Origin of the sequence: Acuticoccus sediminis (assembly GCF_003258595.1) — a bacterium.
Taxonomy (GTDB): Bacteria; Pseudomonadota; Alphaproteobacteria; order Rhizobiales; family Amorphaceae; genus Acuticoccus; species Acuticoccus sediminis.
In genome coordinates, this window is the sequence record NZ_QHHQ01000001.1 from 129,145 (window position 1) to 149,685 (window position 20,541).

The window sequence follows — 20,541 nt, forward strand, 5'->3', positions numbered from 1 at the left end:
CACCGGTATTAACCGAAGAAACGCGCCCGGCATGCGCCTCGGCGCACGGAAGTAACGTTTGACGACATTCACGGACCTCGGCCTGGCCGAGCCCATCCTTCGCGCCATTGAAGCGCAAGGTTATTCACAGCCCACCCCCATTCAATCGAAGGTCATCCCCGCCATGATGGCGGATCGCGATGTCCTCGGCACCGCGCAGACGGGAACCGGCAAGACGGCCGCGTTCACGCTGCCGATCATCCATCGCCTCATCGGCCGTGGCCGCCCCGAACCCCGGAAGGTTCGTGCCCTCATTCTGGCCCCCACGCGTGAGCTGGCGGCGCAGATCGAGGAGAACGTGCGCGCCTACGCCGCCAACACCCGCCTCTCCAGCGCCGTCGTCGTCGGCGGCGTCAAGCCGGGTCCGCAGGAGCGCAAGCTCGCCCGCGGCGTCGACATCCTGATCGCCACCCCCGGCCGTCTGGAAGACCACCTGCGCAACCGCGTCATGACGCTTGACGCGGTCGAGGTCGCCGTCCTCGACGAAGCCGACCAGATGCTGGACCTCGGCTTCATCCCGGCGATCCGCCGCCTCTTCCGGGCCCTGCCGTCCGACCGGCAGACGGCGCTCCTGTCGGCCACCATGCCGCCGGAGATCCGCCGCCTCGCAGCGGACTTCCTCAGCAACCCGGACGAAATCGCCGTCGCCCCGGTCTCGCGGCCGGTCGAGGCGATCGACCAGTCGGTCCGCCACATGGACACCAGCGAGAAGCGTGACGCCCTCGCCGCACTCCTGGCGGAAAGCGACGTGGAGCGTGCCATCGTGTTCACCCGCACCAAGCGCGGGGCGGACAAGGTGAGCCGCAACCTCGAGATCGCCGGCTGCGCCGCGGTCGCGATCCATGGCAACAAGAGCCAGAACCAGCGCCAGCGCGCGCTGGACGCATTTCGCGACGGCAGCGCCAAGGTGCTGGTCGCAACCGACATCGCCGCCCGCGGCATCGACGTCTCCGGCGTCAGCCACGTGGTGAACTACGAGCTGCCGAACGTGCCGGAAGCCTATGTGCACCGCATCGGCCGCACCGCGCGCGCCGGTCGTTCCGGCATCGCGGTGTCGCTGTGCGCGCCGGACGAGCTGAAGCTCCTGCGCGATATCGAACGCCTGATCGGCCGGCGTCTCGCCGCCGAGAATGCCCCCACTTCGACGGCCGAGCACGTCAATGCGGTTCCGGCCGCAAAGCGGACTCGGTCGCGCCGCCGCAAGCCGTCGGCCTCGTCGGACACACAACACCGCCGTTCGGCTCCGGCCGATCGGTCCCGCACCGGCAACCGCCGGGCGGCATCTTCAACTTCGCGGCCCAAGTCCACCACTGTGCCGCAACAGACGATCTAGGAGACAACCATGGCCACCGGTTCGGTCAAATGGTTCAACAGCACCAAGGGCTACGGCTTCATCGCGCCTGACGAGGGCGGCCAGGACGTGTTCGTGCACATCAGCGCCGTCGAGCGGGCTGGCATGCGCGATCTCGCGGAAGGACAGAAGGTCTCGTACGAGATCGAAGTCGATCGCCGTCGCAACAAGTCCTCGGCTGTGAACCTGCGCGCCCTCTAAGGCACGCGACCATCACATCTACCCGGCCGGGCCCGCCCGGCCCACGAACTCGAAAAGCCGCCTCCGGGCGGCTTTTCTTGTTGCGCCACCCGCTTGGACGGCCCAGGTTCTCGGCCCATAAACGCTGCAAGAAACAAACCTGGAGGATCCGCCATGGCCCCTGCCTACACCGGCGTCTGGCCCGTCGCCCCGACCCCCTTCAACGCCGACGGCACCCTCGACGTCGAAGGCATGCGCCGCGTGATCGACTGCATCGTCGACCAGGGCGCCGACGGCGTCTGCATCCTCGCCAACTTCTCCGAGCAGTTCCTCCTCACCGACGAGGAGCGCGAGACGCTGATGCGGGTCTCGCTGGAGCACATGGACGGGCGCATCCCCGTCATCGTCACCTGTTCGCACTATTCGACCGACATCGTGGTCTCCCGCGTGACGCTCGCCAAGTCGCTCGGCGCGGCGATGGTCATGCTGATGCCGCCCTACCACGGGGCCCTCCTCAAGGGCACCGAGGCGCAGACCTACGAGCAGTTCGCCCGCGTCGGCGAGATCGGCCTGCCGATCATGATCCAGGACGCGCCGCTGTCCGGCGTGGAGATGACGGTGCCCTTCCTGGTGCGCCTCGCCCGGGAGATCGAGGCGGTCCAGTACTTCAAGATCGAGACCCCGCAGGCCGCCGGCAAGCTGCGCGGCCTCATCGAGCAGGGCGGCGACGCCATCGTGGGCCCCTTCGACGGCGAGGAGGGGATCACGCTGATGGCCGACCTCGACGCCGGCGCCACCGGCTCGATGACCTCCGCCACGCTCCCCGATCTCGTGAAGCCGGTGCTGGCCGCGCACGCGGCCGGCGACCGGGCGAAGGCGGCGGCGCTCTACCGGGAGATCCTCCCCCTCATCAACTACGAGAACCGCCAGTGCGGCCTCAGGGCGTGCAAGACGGTGATGATGGAGGGCGGGGTGATCGGCTCGGACGTGGTGCGCCACCCGATGCCGCAGCTCCATCCGGCGACCCGCGCCGGCCTGCTGGAGCTCGCCCGCGAGCTGAACCCGCTCGCCCTCACCTGGGGCCGCTGATCCCGACCGCCGCCAGGCCCGCGCGGCTCCCCGCCGGCCTCCGCGCCGACATCGCCAACGACCCGGCCGGCGCGGCGCGCGATGGCGGTGAGGCTATCGGCGGATGAGAACCGTCGCGAGCGGCAGGCCGGGGCCGACGAACCGCAAGGTCTGGACCGTCTCGAGGAGCTCGCGCCGGCTCGTCAGTCCCGCCTTGGCGGCGATGGCGACCACCTCGGCTTCCGCGGCGAGGGCCTGGGCGTCCGGCCGCTCGACGATCGGCGGCAGGTTGATCAGGACGACGTCGAACCGGTGATAGAGGGCGTCGATGAGCGCGCCCATGGAGCTGGCGCGGTAGAGCGAGGGGTCCGTCTGCCGGCCGGCCGCGAGGAAGTTGAGCGGGGTGTAGCGGTCGATCTGCAACGCCGCGTCCACCTCGCCGCCCATCATCACGAGGTCGGAGACGCCGAACTCGTTGTGGCCGCCGAGGCGGTTGTGGATCGACGGCCGCGAGAAGTTGGCGTCCATCAGCACGGTGACGTCGCCGGCGATCGCGCAGGCCTGGCCGAGCGCGGTGAGCAGATCGGCATGGCCGACGCCGTCGTCCGGCGCGGTCATCGCGACGATGGTCGGCTCCCGCCCGCCCGCACGCAGGACGAGCGCGGCGCGCAGGTGCGTGATCGCCTCGGCGAAGGCGGCATTGCGGCGGCGCACCCGAAAGCCCGAGAAGAGCCGGCTCGTGGACGGCACCGGCGGCACGGTGGCGAGCGGCGCGATGCCGACGGTTCGGGTGACGTCGCTGCGGGTGCGCAGGCGCTGGTCCACCAGCGCGATGCCGAGGACCAGCGCGAACGCCACCGCACCAGACAGGATCCCCCCGCCGGCCACTACCAGGATGCGCTTCGGCCCTGACGGCGCCGTCGGCGCGACCGCCGCGGCGACGATGCGCCCGTCCGGCCGCTCCAGCCCGGCGGTGCCCTGCACCTCGCGGTAGCGGTTGAGGAGCACCTCGTAGACGCGCTGGGCGGCGTCGACCTCGCGCTCCAGCCGGCGCAGCGCGATCTCCGCCTCGCGCTGCTCGTTGAGGCGGTCGCGCATCGCCTCGATCTGCCCCTCCAGGGTGGCGACGCGCTCGGTCTGGACGTTCGCGGTCGTCCCCAGCGACTCGACGATCTTGCGCGTCTCGGAGGCGATGGTGCCGCGGATCGCCTGCAGCGCCTCCTCGGCCTGGATGAGGCGCGGATGCGTCGGGCGGTACATCGCCGACAGCTCGGAGACGGTACGCTCCTGGATGGCCTCCTGCCCCCGCAGCTCCTGGATCAGCGGCGAGGCGACCACCTCGGGGATGGCCTCGGCCGCGGCGCCGCGCAGATCGGACGCCGCGCGGGCCTGGGCGAGGGCCGACTGGGCGCGGATCAGCTCCTCGTTCATCTGCGCGATCTGCTCGGACAGCATCGTCGTGCCCGCGCTCTCGGTGATCCGGTTCGTCGCGCGGAACTCCTCCACCGCGCGCTCGCGCTCGTCGAGGTTGGTGCGCAGCTCGTCGAGCCGCTCGGAGACCTGGGCGATCGTCTCGTTCGCCTGGTCGCGCTGGGCGTCGATGTCGAGCTGGAGGTACTGGCGCATCACGGCGTTGACGACGTCCGCCGCGAACCGCGGATCGCGGCCCGAAAAGCTGACCTCGACCACGTAGGAGCGGCCGGTCGGCTGAACCCGCAGGTGCTTCTGCAACTCGCTGACCATCTCGGCCTGTGCGGCCCCGCCGTCGGCCGCAGTGGCGCCCGAAGTGGCGGCGGCGGTGCCGGGCTGCCGCGACTCGAGCTCCTGCGCCACCCGCTCCAGCACGGTGGAGGACTGGATCACCTGGACCTCGGTCTCGGTCACCGTCTCGGGCGGGATGTAGCCGGAGTTGGTCTGGCGCTGGGCCAGGATGTCGTCGCGCCCCGGGTCGATCTCGACCAGGCCGGCGGCCGTGTAGACGTTGGGCAGCCGCCCCGCGAGCGTCGCGGCGGCGACGACGCCGGCCGCCATCACCGTCATGACGAGCCACTTGTACTGCCAGAACGCCTCGGCGAGCCAGATGATGGGGGCGAGCGGATTGGGACCCGCGGCCGAGCTGCCATTGCTGGCGGTCTCGGCCGCCGTCATGTCTTGCACGCTAGGCGGCCTCGGCGGCGGCTGCGAGACGGGCGCCGGCCCGCCGCCGGGCCAGCTCGCCGCGCACCGTGTACGCCATGATGGCCGCCGTCACGACATAGCCGAGCCCGGCGCCGAACAGCGTCGCGTCGGCGCTGACGAACTTCGCGAGGAGGGTCACGCCGGTCAGCGTCACGACCGAGCCGATCATGACCGCGAAGGAATCGGCACGGTAGCGGCCGAGCGTCGTCAGCATGAGTGCGAGGATCACCATCGGGACCTGCAGGGCGTTGATCAGTGTCCACACTCGCACCACGGGCAGCATGTTCTCATACTTGCCAGCGTAGATGTACGTTTCGAACAGCGGCCACGCCACCGAAACGACCGCTAGGTTCACAACATAAACGCCAACGAGGACAAGGCCCGAGACGGCGCAGAACCGCACGAGACCGCGATAGTCGCCCGCGTTGCGCATCGTCGCGACGAACGGACGCGCGAAGGCCTTCCAGGCGAGGACGAGCATCACCAGGTGCCGCAGGACGAGGTTGCCGGCGAAGATGCCCGCCAGCACGGCCGGCCCGTAGAACGCGCTGATGATGAAGACGAAGGCGCGGTTCTGCATCTCCGACGCGGCGACGGCAACGACGGTCCAGCGGCTGTCGCGCCAGATCTCCCGGTAGCCGGACAGCATGCGGCGGAAGCGGATGGCCGGCGGGCGGTCGAGCATCGCGAGCCCGACCACCGCCGCCACCACCGCCGGCAGCGACAGGCCGAGGAAGACCGGCACGAGCCGGACCGCGTCGGCGAAGACCAGCCCCGCGACCGCGCCGAGGGCGAGGACGGCGTAGGCCGAGTCCATCGCCAGGGCGGCGCCGAACTTGGCGCGGCTCTGGGCGAGGTAGCGGACCGCGTAGTAGGTCAGGAACGTCAGCGCGAAGACCGCCTGCGCCGGCGCCAGCCAGACGACAGCCCCGTAGGCGAGGCTGACCCCGATGAGGAAGAGGCACGCCGCGGCGGCGACGAAGAGGCCGGTGAAGGTCGCAACCTGGCGTTCCAGCACGAAGCGGCGCCGACTTCCCGGCTCGTAGGGGATGCGCACCGACAGCGGCAGGCCGATCATGGCATCCTGGAAGCCGACCATCACCATCACCAGCGCCTGCCAAAGGACGAAGGTGCCGTAGTCCTCCGCGCTGGCGAAGCGCACGAGCACGAGCTGCAGGACGAGGTTGAACGCCGCCACGACCACCTGGTCGATCAGGGGAAGGGCGTAGCGCTTCATCCGCGGCCGCGGGCCGGCGTGGCCGAGCCGGGAACGTAGCGCGATCGAGGGCATGTCACGATGGGCATCGGCTGGTTTGCATGCACCGGATCGGACCGAACCGCAAGTTCGGTCCGGGGTTCCGGGGCGCCGCGCGGACGGGCCGCCAGGGACGGCCCCGGCGGCGGTCGAGGGACCTCCTCACGCCTGCGGCGGGGATGCATCCAAGTGCCGCATACGAACGTATTTATCGTGACTGGACCGGGTCTTGGCGGTTGATTGAACCTCTTCGGGGATGAACTATTGGTAGAGCGGTGGCCTCGGGTGAGGGAGACAGCGTGACGACCGGGACCTGGCTCGACGACCTCTCGCCAAGCCAAGCGACGCAGCGGGCGCAGCAGACAGCGCTCGGCGACATGATCGTCCTCTGGGGCGGCCGGCTCCTCATGGCCGGCTTCTTCTTCGTCATCTTCGTCGGCCTTCACCCTCTGTCGCGCGATGTCGGCGAGAACGCCGGCGGCAATGCGGAGCGGCAGGTCTCCTTCCTCGCCCTCGCCGCCCTCGCCACGCCGCTCGTCCTGATGCGGTGGGAGCGGGCGATCCAGATCGTGCTGCGGAGCTGGCCCCTCCTCGTGGTGTTCGCCGCGATGGCCATGACGACCCTCTGGTCGACCTATCCGGGCGTGACGGTCCGCCGGATGATCCTGGTGATCATCGTCTACATCGTGGCGGTCGGCCTCGCGTCCGCGCTGCGCACGCCGCGCGACTACCTGACGGCCCTCGCCTTCGGGTACGCGGCGATCCTGCTGATCGACCTCGCGCTGTCGGTCGCGATGCCCGGCTTCGCCTACACCCCGCTCGGCCTTGCCGGCATCCACGGGCAGAAGAACGTCGCCGGCATGGCGGGGCTGATGTTCCTCGCCTGCTTCTCGTCGATCCTCGTCGGCGCACGCCAGCCGATCGGCTTCTGGGTGTCGGTGGCGCTGCTGCTGCTGAGCTTCCTGTTCCTCGGCCTCACCAACTCGAAGACGTCGCTGGCGGTGGGACTGCTCGCGACGGTGTTCGCCGCCCCGGTCCTCGCGCTCGGCCACCGCGGCTTCGTCTACGCGACGCTGCTGCCGCTGTTCTTCGTGGTGATGGCCGGGCTTGTCATCTTCGCCACCGGTGCCTTCGACCTGACCGGCGCCGACTGGGCGCAGATCACCACCGGCGACCCGACCTTCACCGGACGCGACGAGATCTGGAGCGCCTCCCTCAAGGAAATCGCCAAGGCCCCCTGGCTCGGCCATGGCTGGGGCGCGGTCTGGTCGATGCTGCCGCTCTCACACCCGCTGTCGCAGCATATCGGCTTCTGGACGGACACCTACGAGACGCTGCTGATCATCAACCAGTCGCACAACGGCTACCTGGATATCCTGATGCACGGCGGCATCTTCCTGCTGACCGTCGTGTTGCTGTTCCTGGCGAAACAGATCCGCGACGTCGTCGTCGCGTTCAAATGGCAGGACCGCTGGTATGTTGCCGGAAATGTCTTTTTCGGCACATTTCTGCTCAGTCTGCTGATCAACAACATGATGGAGGCGACGCTCTTCTTCCCGGACGGGTTGCTGGGGCAGTTCCTCATCCTTCTCACCGTCGCGCATACCGGGTGGAGGCTCTCCTGGAACCGACAAGCACTTGCACGGACTCGATAAAGTGACTAGGCGATCGGCCGAATGGACCGCGTGCCAGGACCGTTCCCGCGCAAACCCGTAGGATTCGAAGGCGTCTCGTTGTGGCGAAATCCGGTCTTTTTCCTGGCACCCATCGGGCAGGACGACCATGAGCATCCGGTCTGACGACCTCCCGCCCGACACCCGGTCGGAGACCGGCGCGGCGGACCGGCCGGGGGACACCGTCCCCGGGGCCCCGGCCGACCCGGCACCCGCGGACACGATCGCCCGGCCCGAACCGAAGGGCCCGCCCGCCCGGCACGAGATCCTGGCCGTCAAGAACATCGACCGCGCGCTGCGGATCGCCGATCCGGTGCTGTTCTTCCTGTGCGGGGTGTTCGTCTCCAACACCATGCTCGGCCACCATGACCAGATCGAGCATCTGGTGGTCGCCGTGGCCTCGTCGGTGCTGCTCGCGCAGTTCCTGCGGCAGAGCAGGATCTACGAGACGCCGGCCCACGTCTTCCGCATCAACACTCTCGTCCGGCTCGGACGCTCGCTGATCTTCGCGTGCGTCGCGATCATCGCCGTCGCCTTCCTCCTTCAGGCCCGGGACTATACGCGCGACTGGATCGTCCTTTGGATGCTGACCGCCGGCGTGACGATGACCCTCTGCCGGCTCGGCGTGCTGCTGGTCGCCCGGCGCGCCCTCGCCAAGGGGCACCTGCAGCAGAAGATCGCCGTCTACGGCGGCGACGCGAAGGGCGCCGCGGTGATCGAGCACCTCTGCAACGCGGGCGACCTGCAGTACAAGGTCGTCGGCTTCTACGACGAGCGCGCCACCCGCGTCCCCACCGTGATCAACGGAGTCCGCAACCTGGGCGGGATGGACAAGCTCCTGGAGGCGGTGAAGTTCGGCCAGGTGGACGAGGTGATCCTCGCCCTCCCGCTCGCCCCGGCCGGCCGCATGAGCGAGCTCCTCAACCGCCTCGCCTACTACGACGTCACCGTCTACTACGCGCCCGAGCCGGCGCTCTGGCAGTACTTCGACCGGCCGTACGAGAACCTCGCCGGCGCGCCGATGCTGCGCGCGCTCGCCTCGCCGATCGACGGGTGGAGCGCGGTCGCGAAGTTCGTCGAGGACCGCATCGTCGCGGCGATCCTCCTCGCCGTCCTGTCGCCGATCCTCCTGGCGGCGGCGGCGGCCATCTGGCTCGACACCGGGCGGCCGATCATCTTTCGCCAGCCGCGCCGCGGCTGGAATGGCGCGCTGTTCGACATCTACAAGTTCCGCACCATGCGCACCGACATGGCCGACCGCGAGGGCGCCCGCCAGGCCACCCGGGACGACCCGCGCGTGACCCGCGTCGGTCGCTTCCTGCGGCGCACGTCGATCGACGAGCTGCCGCAGCTCATCAACGTGCTGAAGGGGGACATGAGCCTCGTCGGACCGCGCCCGCACGCGCTCGGCACCAAGGCCGAGGGCAAGCCGTTCGAGGAGGCGGTCGCCAACTACATGCGCCGCTACCGGGTGAAGCCGGGCATCACCGGCTGGGCCCAGGTCAACGGCTGGCGCGGTGAGACCGACACGAACCAGAAGCTCCACGGCCGCGTCCGGTACGACATCGAGTACATCGAGAACTGGAGCTTCTGGCTCGACCTCTACATCCTTGTGATCACGCCCATTTCGCTGATCTTCCGGTCCAAGAACGCCTACTGAGGCGCCGCCATCGTCACGCGGCTGGGCATAAACCCTGCGCCGCCGCTTCGGGCAGCCGGCCGTTAACCGGTTGCTAACCATACCGCCACAACGCTCGCCCGGTTGTTGGGTGGGACCGTCGATGCGCCGCTTCCTCGTAATCGCAGCCTTGACGCTGCTCTCGGCGTGCGCGGCGCGCGAGGGCGATCCGTGCGTCGGCGCGCCGCCCTGCCCGGTCTACAAGACCCCCGAGGAGGCGGCCCGAGCGCCTGCCTGCGGTTCCTGCCAGCCGGCCGGTGTCCCCGCCGCGCCCGCGACGCCCGTCGCCGGCCAGTACCCGATACCGCGCGGCTTCCAGCCATGGGCGGAGGGGTTCCAGGACCAGCTCCGCTTCGTCGTCGGCGACGAGCTGAAGGTCACCCTCCCCTTCTACCCGGACGAGGAGGACCAGACGACGGCCGTCGCTCCGGACGGCAACATCTATGTCGGGCTGATCGGCTCGGTGAAAGCGGTGAACCGCACCGCGGGCGAGGTGGAGGCGGACCTCAAGAGCCGCTACTCGCGCTACCTGCGCTTCCCCGATGTCGGCGTCGTGCCGACGAGCTTCTCCAACCGTCTGGTCTTCGTGGGCGGCGAGGTCGACAAGCCGGGCGCCCTGCCGCTGCGCGGGCCGACGGGTGTGCTGGAGGCGGTGTTCGAGGCGGGCGGCTTCAAGGACACGGCCTACATGAAGAACGTGATCCTCATCCGCCGCGGCCCGAACAACCTGCCGATGATGCGCTTCCTCGACCTCAAGTCCTTCGCCCAGGACGGAACGCCCACCGAGAACACGTTGTTGCGCCCGTTCGACATCATATTCGTGCCGAAGAGCCCGATCGCCAAGGTCAACCAGTTCGTCGAGCAATATATCGAGGGCGTCATTCCCTTCAATCAGAGCTTCAACTACCTTATCTTCCAGCAGAGTTAAGGAGTCAGGACACCTCGCGTTGCGCCTCACGATCTTCATCCCGACGCGCAACCGGCCCGAACCGCTGGCGCGTGCCCTCGCCAGCCTCGAGAGGCTCACGGTGCCGCCCGACTGCGAGATCGACGTGCTGGTGGCCGACAACGCGGCCGAGCCGAACGCGGCGCCGGTGGTCGATGCGGCGGCGCTCCCCTTCTCCTACCGCACGGTCCACGCCGGCACTCCGGGCGTCGCCAGCGTGCGCAACTTCGGGATCGCGGCGGCCGAGGGCGAGCTGATCGCCTTCCTCGACGACGACTGCGAGGCCGAGCCCGGATGGATCGCCGCGCGCGTGGCGACCCTGCGCGCGACCGGTGCGGACGCGGCGTTCGGCCCGCGCCTCGCGAAGATCGACGGACCCGCCACGCCCGACGCCGCGCTGATCGCCAGCACCTACGCGCGCGACCTTGACCTCCCCGACGGGACCGACGTGACCGACCGCAACGCGTATCTTCCGCTGCCGGGCTCGGTGTTCGTCGCCGCGCGCTGCCTCACCGACCGCCCCGGCCCGTTCGACCTGCGGCTCGACTCCATCGGCGCGGAGGACGTGCTCCTCTTCCGCCAGCTCCAGTTGGAGGGGCGACGCTTCGTCTGGTCGCCGGGAGGGCGGGTGACGGAGTACATTCCCGTCTCGCGCGCCAACGCTCGCTTTGTGATGACGCGGCGCTACGTGGCGGGCCAGCACCGCTGCATGGTGCCGATGATGCTGGTGCCGCCCCGGCGCGGCGAAATGCTGGAGCACATGGCGAAGGGAGCGGCGGCGACGGCGGTCGTGGGTCCGATCGCCCTGGCCGGGCGGCTGGCGACGGGCCGCTGGCCGCGGCGTGCGACGGGACTTTTGATGAGCGGTCTCGGGAAATTGACGTGGTGGCGGAAGGATCGTCCGGCACTCTACGGTCACTCGCACCGATGACGGACGGAAGGTTCTGGGCTAACAAGCGCACGTGTGGGTAGATTTTCGCTCCGCAGGTTGCGGCCGATGGGGTCCAACGAGGACAAGGGATGAGCGCTGACGACAACGACGTGGCCGATGGCTCCGAAGGTGAGCGGCGGCGTCGTCGGGGGCGTGCGGCGCAGCCCGTCGAGACGTTCGATCCGGGCGCGAGCTACGACTTCGGCTACGGCAACTGGTCCGTCAGCTACGGACGGCTGGACCCGCCGGAGATCACCGTCGCGGAGAAGCCGCAGCGCCCGGCCGCGGACGCGGAACGTGTCGCGGGTGGCGCCGATGCGTCAGCGCCCCCGGGAGCCGGGCTCCAGCCCGAGAGCGAGGGAGAGACCCGGGACGGGGACCCATCCGAGAGCGCGCGGTCGCCCGGCGAACCGGAGCTGACGCGGGCCGGGCCCACGCCCCAGGCATCCCCCACGCCCACATCCACCGTCTCCGGGGACGCACCTGTGCCCCTCGCGCCGGGCGGACAGGACGAGATCCCGCCTTCGGCGGCCCCGGCCCTGCCGGACGACACGCCCGTCGTGGACGATCCGGCTTCGCGGGAGGATCCGGCATCCGCAGCCGCCAGCGTGCCCGACGCGGCCCCGCCGGTGGCCGACACGAGCCCCGATCCGGAGGAGCCGCCGAAGGGGCGCGTGAGCCTGAGGCAACGCCTCCTCGGCTACCGCCCGTCCGACGCGGATGCCCCGCCAACTGCGGCCGAGGCGGCCGAGGCGGGTTCGAAGGCCGAACCCGCTGCCCAGTCCTTGCTCGAGGAAGGGCCGCCGGCGGAAGAGCTCCCGGTTCCGCCGCCCGGCGACGCCCCCTCGAAGGCTCCCGCGTCCGATACGGCGGGCTCGCCGCCTGAACACGAGGCACGGCTCGCGTCCGACGGGACGGGCGGCGCCCCGTCCGACGAGCGAGACCGGACCGCTGAAACGGTCGGCACCGAAACCGAGGCCGACGAGCACCCGGCATCCGCCGAGACCCCGGCGGACGGGGCGTCGGCCGTCGAGACTGCGCCGAGCGCTGCCACCCGCCTCGACACCGCCGGTGACGCGACGGCCCCGGCCGGCGAGAGCGCAGCCGAAGCGCCGCTGCCCGATGGCGAACCGCACGACTTCGCCGATACAGCGGCCGCCGCTGAGGCGGACGCCGAGCCCCCGCGCCGGAGCGGGCCCGACGACGCAGCCGCGCCGGCCGGGACCGAGCCCCAGGACGGGTCGCTTGGCGATGACCCCGCAACGCCCGCGCCCCCGCGGACAGGCAGTGAAGAAGACGACGGCACGTCGGTCGACCCGGTCGTCGCGACTGGGCTGGCCGACGAGGCGCCCGGCGCTGCGGTCACGCCGGAACGGGACGGCGAGGCGGCGGGCGGGTCGGCGGCGCCCTCGACGGTCGCAGCGGATGCGTCCGGCGAGGCCCCCGGCGCCCCGGCGTTCGATGCATGTCCGGGCGCGCGCGACGGCGGGCCGCCCGAGGCCCCCGGGACCGCGACGGACCCCGAGCCGGTCGACGATGCGCCGGAGGGGCCCGCACTTGCCGAGACGGTCGTGGCCGCGACGTCGCGGAACGAGCCGGTCGATGCCGAGTGGGTGCCGGACCCGCGGCGCTGGACGGAGACGCCGGACCGCGCCGAAGACACGCCCCGCACCGCGAGCGCCGAACCGCTCGACGACCCGCACGCGGAAGAGGGCGATCCGGCGGGCGGCATCCGTGACCGTGGCGCCCCGCCCCCGCCGCGCCACGACCGGCTGCGGCGCGGCGGCACTGCCCCGCGCCCGAGCGCCCGTGCGGACCGCCGGGAACGGGCGGTCCCGCCGCCCCCCGCCTCGCGCCGCAGCGGCTACCCCGGCACCGGCACCATCGACGCGCCCGCCCCTGCCACCGCCTTCTCCGAGCAGGCCGCAGGCGAGCACAACCGCCGTGCCCAACGCATCGAGGGTGGCGGCAGCGTGATCATCGGCGACCGCCTGTTCGACCTCGTCGACTGGTCCGCCCTCGGCATCTCGATCCGCTCCGACGAGCAGCTCTACCGGGTCGGCGACATCGAGGTGCTGGAGCTCGAGATCGACCTCGGCGACTACGCGGTGAACCTCGACCTGATGGCCGAGGTGGTGAACCGGACCTCGCAGCGCACCGGCTGGCGCTTCCGCGATCCGACCGAGATCCAGCGCCAGGTCCTGCGCGCCCTGTTCCACGCCTCGACCTCGGGCCGCCCATTCACCGCGCCGCGCCCGCCGGGCGCCGCCGACCGGGCCGATGCCGCGCCCGCCGGCCCGCCGCCGCCCGCGCGCCGCCGCGCCGGCTTCAGCCTCATCGGCGCGCTGATGTCGCTGCCGTTCAACGCGGCGGTGATCGCGCTGATCTCCGTGCTCGCGATCTTCGCCATGCGCCAAGAGGCGCCCGTTGCGCCCGCGCCGCCGCCGGTCCTCGCCGAAGCGCCGCCGATCGAGGCCGAGGCGGCCGCCGTCGCGGTCGAGAGCATCCCGCTCAAGTCCAATGCGACGACGCTGGTGCTCGAATGGGCCGGCGACCCCGGCCAGTCCTTCGCCAAGGGCCAGACGATCCTGACGGTGTCCGGCGGCGGCGAGGAGGCCGAGCCGCTCGACATCGTCAGCCCCTGCGACTGCTACCTCGCGCGCGTCCTCGCCCAGGGCGGCGAGCTGGTGCACCTGGGCGAGGACATCGCCCTCCTCTACCGCCGCTCGGCGAAGGGCTACGTGCAGGCGACGTTCGCCCGCGGCCAGGCACCCAATGTCGGAACGCGCGTGACCGTGGACCTTCCCTACGCGGACGGCTCGGTCGAGGGGACGGTGCAGAGCGTCGGACGGATCGGCCGGGCCGAGTCGGCCATCGGCCTCCCCGCCTCGCAGCTCACCAGCGCCGACAGCGTCTACGCCCGCATCGTCACCTCCCCGCCGCTGCCGCCGGCGCTCGCAGGGAGCTCCGTCATCGTGACCTACAGGCCGCCCGATCGCTGACCGCCGGGCCGGCCGCGGCACCGGCGGGGGAGCATGCTCCTGCGTCTTTTTCCGCCCGGCGGGCCGTCAGCGGCATTGACGCCGCGCGCAACTGGGCACACCACAGCCGAGCCGGCGCCGTCCGACGTTCGGCCCCGCCTTCGGAACTCCATTGACTCTCGACGCAACGACCATCGCCGTCTTCGCCCTCGCCGTCGCGCTGCTGGGCCTATCGAAGGGCGGTCTCGCCGGGCTCGGCATGATGGCCATGCCGATGCTGCTCCTCGTCATGCCGCCGGCGGCGGCCGCCGGGCTGATGCTGCCCATCCTGATCACCCAGGATACGCTGACCGTCTGGATCTATCGCGGCAAGTGGGACTGGTGGAATCTCAAGATCCTGCTGCCGGGGGCGCTCATCGGGATCCTCGTCGGCTTCGTCTCCTTCGCGATCATGCCGGAGCGGCTGCTCCTCTTCATCCTCGGCGCGGTGACCTTCTCGTTCGCGCTGCGCGGTCTCGTCTTCAGCAAGGCGCCGGCGAAGGTCGCGCACCCCGCGGTGGGTGTCTTCCTCGGCGCGGTCTCCGGCTTCACCTCGACGATCCTGCATCAGGGCGGGCCGCCGTTTCAGATCTACATGCTGCCCCAGCGCCTGCCGCGCGACGTCTTCATCGGTACCAGCGTGATCTTCTTCGCGGCCCTCAACCTCATGAAGCTGCCGGGCTTCATCGCCCTCGGCCAGCTCACCTCGCACAATCTCACCATCGCGCTCGCCGCGGCACCGTGGGCCCTGTTCATGACCTGGATCGGCTCCAAAATCGTCAGACGGATCGCGGTCGAACGCTTCTACGTGATCATCCACTGGCTTCTCGCGCTCGTCGGCGCGAAGCTGCTTGCCGATGCGCTGTTCTGAGCGCCAGGCATAGAAGACTAGGGAAGGAGGACCCATGCGCGTACTCATCATCGGCGGCGGTGGCTTCATCGGCCAGAAGATCGCCAAGGCGCTGGCCGAGAAAGGCACGCTGAACGGCAAGCAGATCACCCACCTCGAGCTCGCCGACATCACCGCGCCGCCGACCGTGGTCGCCCCCTTCGGCGTCTCGCACCACGCCGTCGACATCTCCGACAAGGCGAAGTGCGACGCGCTGTTCCAGTGCCAGCCGGACGTCGTCTTCCACCTCGCCGCGATCGTCTCCGGCCAGGCCGAGGCGGAGTTCGACACCGGCATGCGCGTCAATCTCGCCGGCACGCTCAACGTCTTCGAGGCGGCGCGCGCGCTCGGCACCAAGCCGGTCGTGGTGTTCTCCTCGTCCTGCGCGGTCTACGGCGGCGAGATCCCCGACCAGATCGAGGACTGGACGACCCTCAACCCGCAGACCTCCTACGGCGCCCAGAAGGCGATCGGCGAGCTCCTCTGCACCGACTACTCCCGCAAGGGCTTCATCGACGGCCGCGCGCCGCGCCTGCCGACCATCACCATCCGTCCGGGCAAGCCCAACGCGGCGGCCTCGTCCTTCATGTCCTCGATCTTCCGCGAGCCGCTGCAGGGGCAGACGGCGGTGTGCCCGGTCCAGCCGGACTATGCGGTGTGGTACCTGTCGCCGCGCAAGGTGGTCGAAAACCTCATCAAGTGCGCCGAGATCCCGGCCGAGAAGTTCGGCGAGAACCGCGCCTTCGCGCTGCCGGGCCGCGTCGCCACCATCGGCGAGATGGTCGAGGCGATGCGCAAGGTGGCGGGCGACGAGCCGGTGAACCGCATCAAGTGGGAGCCTGACCCGGTGATCCTGTCCATCGTGATGGGCTGGCGGCCGCACATCAACCCGCAGAAGGCGCTGGCGCTGGGCCTCACCACGGACGACTCCTTCGAGGACAACGTGCGCTACTTCCTCGAGGACGACATCCAGGTGCCGGCCACCTGACCGCGGCGCCGCGCCGGACCCCGGCGCGGCACACTATATGAGGGCGCGGCCGGGTCGTCCGGCAGGAGTTCTCGTATGCGTCGTCTGTTCCGGATCGAAACGCTGTTCGCGCTCGGCAAATGGGCCGTGTCGCTGGCGCTCGCCTTCTTCCTCACATCGCTCGGCAGCCTCGTCATCGCCGACCTGCCGCAGGTGGAGAGGCCGCCGCAGCTCGAGGAGTTCGTTGACGCCGACGCTTCGGCGAAGCTTCAGGCGGACGAGGCAGAGCTCCGCCAGCGGCTGCAGGAGCTCTCCACGCAGTCCGAGGCCGGCGCGCTGAAGCTGCAGGCGGCCGAGGCGGACTCGGCGGCCGAACGCGAGACCTTCCGCGCCTGGATCGAGGCGCGGCGGGCGACCGGGGACGGCGTGCCGGAGCAGGACGTCGTGGTGCGCACCCGCCGCCTGGAGGAGATCCGCCGCACCGAGCGCCAGGTGCGCGCCGACCTCGACGCCACGAACGCCGAGCTGGCCGACGCCCGCTCCCGCCTCGGCGCGCTGACGGACCAGCGCTCCGCCCTGCTCGCCGCCGCGCACGGGCCCTTCGAGCGCGCGATCTTCGTGCGTCAGGCCCGCGTCTTCGGAATGCGGCTCGCGCTGACGCTGCCGCTCCTCGTCATCGCGCTCTGGGCGCTTCGCACGCGCCGCGCCTCGCCGCGCTGGCCGCTGTGGCGCGGCTTCGTCCTCTTCGCCGCGTTCGCCTTCTTCGTCGAGCTGGTGCCGTACCTGCCGAGCTACGGCGGGTACATCCACTACGGCGTCGGCGTCGTCATGACGCTCGTGCTCGGGGCCTGGCTGGTGCGCGCGGCGCGGCGGCACCGCGAGCGGCGGGCCGAGATCGTCGAGCGCTCGGAGGACGAGCGGCGCCGCGCCATCGCCTACGACGAGGCGGTGATCAAGGTCGAGAAGGGGACCTGCCCCTCCTGCGACAACACCCTGCGCACCACCGACGGGGCACCGGTCAACTTCTGCATCCATTGCGGCCTGAAGCTCTACGAGCCGTGCCCGAGCTGCGGGACACGGCGCCTCGTCTTCTTCCCGTTCTGCATGAGCTGCGGGACCCACGTCGGCCCGGACACGCCGGATGCGCACACGGCGTAGTCAGGCCGGCGCGCCGCAGCGCAAATAATCCGCGGACGGTGGGAACAGGATCCGCGAACCGTCGTTTGCACCTCCACGATAGACGCGGAGGGAGCGAACATGCTGAAGCATGTCATGTCTGCGGCGGCGGTCGTCTGTCTGTTGTCGGGCGCCGCGCTCGCGCAGGAATCCAGCGACCGGATCAAGGTCGATAAGACCCAGACCAAGCACGACGAAGGCGTGTTGAAGGAGACCGGCAACGCGGTCGGCTCCGCCTTCGAGAAGACGGGCGACGCGGTCGGCAACGCCACCGAGAAAGCGATGGGCACGGTCGGCAACGTCGCCAGGAGCGGCGAGCAGCTCGACCGCGAGGCCAAGCCGAGATAGGCCGGCGGCACGCCCGAGGAGAACGTCGACCGGGCGGGGCCTGCCGCCGCCCGGTTGATCAGGCCGCCGTCAGGTGAGCGGCGTCAGGACCGGCTTGCCGTCGAACCAGGCCTTCAGGTTGCGGGTGACGAGGTCGCCCATCATCCAGCGCGTCTTCGTCGTGGCCGAGCCCTGGTGCGGCGACAGCACGACGTTGTCGAGCTTCAGGAGAGCCTCGGGCACCGACGGCTCCTTCTCGAACACGTCGAGCGCGGCACCTGCGATCCGCTTCTGCTGCAGCGCCTCGATGAGCGCCGCCTCGTCCGCCGTCGTGCCGCGGCCGACGTTGACGAAGAAGCCTTCCGGCCCCAGCGCGTCGAAGATCTCGGCGTTGAACAGCTTCGAGGTCGCCGCGCCGCCGGGCATCACGTTGACGAGCCAGTCGACGTCCCGCGCCATCTCGACGAGCGAGCCGTAGTGCGGGTACGGGACGAAGTCCTGCCTGGTGCGGCCGAAGTAGACGACCTGCATCTTGAACGCCTGGCAGCGCTGGGCGATCTCCTTGCCGACGCGCCCGAGACCGGCGATGCCGACCGTCTTGCCCGTCAGCTCCGCCGTCAGCCCGTAGGGACCGGAGCCGGCCCACTTGCCCTCGCGGGTGTAGCGGTCGGCCTGCGGCAGGTGCCGCGCGAGCGCGATCATCAGGCCCAGCGTGATCTCCGCCATCGCGTCGTTGAGGACGTTCGGCGTGTAGGTCACCTTGATGCCGCGCGACTTGCAGTAGTCGATGTCGATGCCGTCGTAGCCGACACCGAAGGAGGAGATCATCTCCAGCTTCGGCAGCCGGTCCAGCACGTCGTTCCTGACGCCGATGCCGCCGTTGGTGATCGCCCCGCGGATCGACGGGCCGACGTCGGCGAGGAGCTTGTCCTTGTCCGCCGCGTCATGCAGCCGGTGAACGATGAAGCCGTCTTCCAGCGCGTCGTGGACCGACTGCTGCATCGGGGAAATGATGAGGATCTCTGGTTTCACGCCGCAACCACCGTCTGCTTCTGCTCGCCGAGGCCGTCGATTCCGAGGGTCATCACGTCGCCTTCCTTCAGCCACTGCGGCGGCTTCATGCCCATGGCCACGCCCGGAGGCGTACCGGTGGAGATGATGTCGCCCGGCTTCAGGGTCATGAAGCGCGACAGGTAGGAGATCACCTGCGGGACGTTGAAGATCAGCGTGTTGGTATTGCCGGTCTGGCGCCGCTCGCCGTTCACGTCGAGCCACATGTCGAGGTTGTGCGGGTCCGGCAGTTCGTCGGTGGTGACGAGCCAGGGGCCGATGGGGCCGAACGTGTCGTGGCTCTTGCCCTTGGTCCACTGGCCCTCGAGCTTCGTCTGGAAGGTGCGCTCGGAGACGTCGTTCATGACGGCGTAGCCGGCGACGTAGTTCAGCGCGTCCTCCTCGGACACGTATTTCGCCGTGTCGCCCATCACGACCGCGAGCTCGACCTCCCAGTCGAGCGCGTCGGAGCCGCGCGGCATCTCGACGTCGTCGTATGGACCGCAGATCGCGGTCACCGCCTTGGCGAAGATGATCGGCTGGTTCGGAGGCGTGGCGCCCGTCTCGGCCGCGTGGTCCGAGTAGTTGAGACCAATGCAGATGCACTTGCCGGGATGGCCGATGCACGCGCCGATGCGGCCGGGCTTCTCCACCATCGGCAGCCCTTCGATGTCGAGCCCGCGGAGCTGCTCCAGCATCAGGGGCGACAGGGTGGCTGCGGAGATATCGGCGATGTGATCCGACAGGTCGCGCACCGTGCCGTCGGCGTGCATCAGGCCGGGTTTCTCAAATCCCGGCAGTCCATAGCGCAGTAGTTTCAAGGACGCGTCCTCCTCCGAACGGGCTGGCACGCTTCGAGGCGCGCCTTACCGCGGTCTTACCTTGCCACAGCGTAAAATGACAGAGATGCGCATGCGTTATGTCGCGTCCGGGTTGTACTACGCGCCATGGTTGAAACCGCGACTCTGGAAGCGCCGTCGCCGGACGCCGGCGGCGGCGGCGTGCGCATTCGACCGGCGTCCGCGGTCCGGCGGACGCTATGCCGGGCCGGCGGCGCTCAGGAAGCAGGCCTCAGGACGCGGTCCAGCCGCCGTCGATCACCATCGCCTGGCCGGTCACGAAGGCCGACTCGTCGGACGCGAGGTAGAGCGCCATGGCCGCGATCTCCTCGGCCCTGGCAATGCGGCCCATCGGCTGGCGCGCGATGAACGACTTCATCGCCCCCTCGTAGTCGCCCGTCGCCCGCAGCCGCTCGTGCAGCGACGGGGAATCCACCGTGCCCGGGCAGATCGCGTTGACGCGGATGCCCTTCGTCACGAAGTCCACCGCGACCGACTTGGTGAGGCCGATGATGCCGGCCTTCGACGCGCCGTAGACGCAGCGGTTCGGCACGCCGATGATCGACGAGGCCGCCGACGCGATGTTGACGATGGTGCCGCCGCCGCGCTCGATCATGCCCGGGATCGCCGCGCGCATCGCCCAGAAGATGGACTTCACGTTGAGGTCGAAGGCGAAGTCGAAGTCGTCGTCCGTCGCCTCGAGGATCGTTCCAGCGTGCACCACGCCGGCGCAGTTGAACAGGATGTCCGGCTGGACGCGCGCGACCGCCTCCTCGAGCTGGGCCCGGTCCATGACGTCCAGCGCGAAGGTCTCGACGCCGTCCGGCAGGCCCTTCAGCCCCTCGGCGTTGCGGTCGGTGGCGAACACGGTAGCCCCTTCGCGCGCGAAGGCCTCGACCGTGGCGCGGCCGATGCCCTGAGCGGAGGCGGTGCAAAGGCAGCGTTTTCCGGAGAGTCGCATGGGAGTCCTGATG

17 protein-coding genes are annotated in these 20,541 nt (G+C 70.2%); 12 read left to right on the plus strand and 5 right to left on the minus strand.

Translation table 11 applies throughout. From position 1 onward, the window contains the following. The first annotated feature begins 163 nt into the window (after positions 1–163). From DLJ53_RS00480 to DLJ53_RS00490, 3 genes are all read left to right on the plus strand, one after another. Positions 164–1,372, plus strand: a complete 1,209-nt coding sequence (locus DLJ53_RS00480; protein WP_244934973.1) for a DEAD/DEAH box helicase — start codon at positions 164–166, stop codon at positions 1,370–1,372. 9 nt (positions 1,373–1,381) lie between these two features. Further along, on the plus strand, positions 1,382–1,591 hold the full coding sequence (locus DLJ53_RS00485; protein WP_075222227.1) for a cold-shock protein: 210 nt from the start codon (positions 1,382–1,384) through the stop codon (positions 1,589–1,591). A gap of 153 nt (positions 1,592–1,744) precedes the next feature. Further along, positions 1,745–2,659 carry a dihydrodipicolinate synthase family protein gene (locus tag DLJ53_RS00490; protein WP_111341348.1) on the plus strand — a complete coding sequence of 305 codons (915 nt, stop codon included), beginning with the start codon at positions 1,745–1,747 and terminating at the stop codon, positions 2,657–2,659. Between the two features lie 93 nt (positions 2,660–2,752). On the opposite strand, the gene DLJ53_RS00495 is transcribed toward DLJ53_RS00490, so the two are convergent. Then, positions 2,753–4,786, minus strand: a complete 2,034-nt coding sequence (locus DLJ53_RS00495) for a GumC family protein (protein WP_244935019.1) — start codon at positions 4,784–4,786, stop codon at positions 2,753–2,755. 10 nt (positions 4,787–4,796) lie between these two features. Next, complete coding sequence (locus tag DLJ53_RS00500) at positions 4,797–6,053, minus strand: MATE family efflux transporter (RefSeq protein WP_146619848.1); 1,257 nt, start codon at positions 6,051–6,053, stop codon at positions 4,797–4,799. A 317-nt stretch (positions 6,054–6,370) separates the two neighbouring features. Between DLJ53_RS00500 and DLJ53_RS00505 the strand changes: the two genes are divergently transcribed. The 9 genes from DLJ53_RS00505 to DLJ53_RS00545 all read left to right on the plus strand — a co-directional run bounded on the left by DLJ53_RS00505 (position 6,371) and on the right by DLJ53_RS00545 (position 17,699). Next, a complete protein-coding gene (locus DLJ53_RS00505; protein WP_111341358.1) occupies positions 6,371–7,726 on the plus strand; it encodes an O-antigen ligase family protein in 1,356 nt (451 codons plus the stop codon). Between the two features lie 127 nt (positions 7,727–7,853). Beyond that, a complete protein-coding gene (locus DLJ53_RS00510) occupies positions 7,854–9,404 on the plus strand; it encodes an undecaprenyl-phosphate glucose phosphotransferase (RefSeq protein ID WP_111341361.1) in 1,551 nt (516 codons plus the stop codon). Positions 9,405–9,525: 121 nt separating this feature from the next. After that, positions 9,526–10,350, plus strand: coding sequence for an SLBB domain-containing protein (locus tag DLJ53_RS00515; RefSeq protein WP_111341364.1), 825 nt, complete (start codon positions 9,526–9,528; stop codon positions 10,348–10,350). A 19-nt stretch (positions 10,351–10,369) separates the two neighbouring features. Next, positions 10,370–11,299, plus strand: a complete 930-nt coding sequence (locus DLJ53_RS00520; protein ID WP_111341367.1) for a glycosyltransferase family 2 protein — start codon at positions 10,370–10,372, stop codon at positions 11,297–11,299. Between the two features lie 89 nt (positions 11,300–11,388). Continuing rightward, positions 11,389–14,301, plus strand: coding sequence for a PilZ domain-containing protein (locus DLJ53_RS00525; protein ID WP_111341370.1), 2,913 nt, complete (start codon positions 11,389–11,391; stop codon positions 14,299–14,301). 151 nt (positions 14,302–14,452) lie between these two features. Next, the gene (locus DLJ53_RS00530) at positions 14,453–15,190 is read left to right on the plus strand and encodes a sulfite exporter TauE/SafE family protein (protein WP_111341374.1); all 738 of its coding nucleotides are present in this window, start codon (positions 14,453–14,455) and stop codon (positions 15,188–15,190) included. A gap of 34 nt (positions 15,191–15,224) precedes the next feature. After that, positions 15,225–16,196, plus strand: coding sequence for a D-erythronate dehydrogenase (gene denD, locus DLJ53_RS00535; protein ID WP_111341377.1), 972 nt, complete (start codon positions 15,225–15,227; stop codon positions 16,194–16,196). Between the two features lie 75 nt (positions 16,197–16,271). Beyond that, positions 16,272–17,333, plus strand: a complete 1,062-nt coding sequence (locus DLJ53_RS00540; RefSeq protein ID WP_111341380.1) for a zinc ribbon domain-containing protein — start codon at positions 16,272–16,274, stop codon at positions 17,331–17,333. Between the two features lie 99 nt (positions 17,334–17,432). Beyond that, a complete protein-coding gene (locus DLJ53_RS00545; RefSeq protein ID WP_111341383.1) occupies positions 17,433–17,699 on the plus strand; it encodes a hypothetical protein in 267 nt (88 codons plus the stop codon). 69 nt (positions 17,700–17,768) lie between these two features. On the opposite strand, the gene DLJ53_RS00550 is transcribed toward DLJ53_RS00545, so the two are convergent. The 3 genes from DLJ53_RS00550 to DLJ53_RS00560 form a co-directional block, all read right to left on the minus strand. Continuing rightward, a complete protein-coding gene (locus tag DLJ53_RS00550) occupies positions 17,769–18,710 on the minus strand; it encodes a 2-hydroxyacid dehydrogenase (RefSeq protein ID WP_244934974.1) in 942 nt (313 codons plus the stop codon). Further along, positions 18,707–19,549, minus strand: coding sequence for a fumarylacetoacetate hydrolase family protein (locus DLJ53_RS00555; RefSeq protein ID WP_111341389.1), 843 nt, complete (start codon positions 19,547–19,549; stop codon positions 18,707–18,709). The genes DLJ53_RS00550 and DLJ53_RS00555 overlap by 4 nt, the downstream gene beginning before the upstream one ends. Before the next feature lie 250 nt (positions 19,550–19,799). After that, positions 19,800–20,528 (minus strand): SDR family oxidoreductase, encoded by a 729-nt coding sequence (locus DLJ53_RS00560; RefSeq protein WP_111341392.1) that lies wholly within the window; start codon positions 20,526–20,528, stop codon positions 19,800–19,802. Between the last annotated feature and the right edge of the window lie 13 nt (positions 20,529–20,541).

Bases quoted from the DNA above. Each gene is read 5' to 3' on its own strand.
- DLJ53_RS00480 (WP_244934973.1), top strand. From the start codon at position 164: ATGATGGCGGATCGCGATGTCCTCGGCACCGCGCAGACGGGAACCGGC.
- DLJ53_RS00485 (WP_075222227.1), top strand. From the start codon at position 1,382: ATGGCCACCGGTTCGGTCAAATGGTTCAACAGCACCAAGGGCTACGGC.
- DLJ53_RS00490 (WP_111341348.1), top strand. From the start codon at position 1,745: ATGGCCCCTGCCTACACCGGCGTCTGGCCCGTCGCCCCGACCCCCTTC.
- DLJ53_RS00495 (WP_244935019.1), bottom strand. From the start codon at position 4,786: ATGACGGCGGCCGAGACCGCCAGCAATGGCAGCTCGGCCGCGGGTCCC.
- DLJ53_RS00500 (WP_146619848.1), bottom strand. From the start codon at position 6,053: ATGAAGCGCTACGCCCTTCCCCTGATCGACCAGGTGGTCGTGGCGGCG.
- DLJ53_RS00510 (WP_111341361.1), top strand. From the start codon at position 7,854: ATGAGCATCCGGTCTGACGACCTCCCGCCCGACACCCGGTCGGAGACC.
- DLJ53_RS00515 (WP_111341364.1), top strand. From the start codon at position 9,526: ATGCGCCGCTTCCTCGTAATCGCAGCCTTGACGCTGCTCTCGGCGTGC.
- DLJ53_RS00525 (WP_111341370.1), top strand. From the start codon at position 11,389: ATGAGCGCTGACGACAACGACGTGGCCGATGGCTCCGAAGGTGAGCGG.
- denD (WP_111341377.1), top strand. From the start codon at position 15,225: ATGCGCGTACTCATCATCGGCGGCGGTGGCTTCATCGGCCAGAAGATC.
- DLJ53_RS00540 (WP_111341380.1), top strand. From the start codon at position 16,272: ATGCGTCGTCTGTTCCGGATCGAAACGCTGTTCGCGCTCGGCAAATGG.
- DLJ53_RS00545 (WP_111341383.1), top strand. From the start codon at position 17,433: ATGCTGAAGCATGTCATGTCTGCGGCGGCGGTCGTCTGTCTGTTGTCG.
- DLJ53_RS00560 (WP_111341392.1), bottom strand. From the start codon at position 20,528: ATGCGACTCTCCGGAAAACGCTGCCTTTGCACCGCCTCCGCTCAGGGC.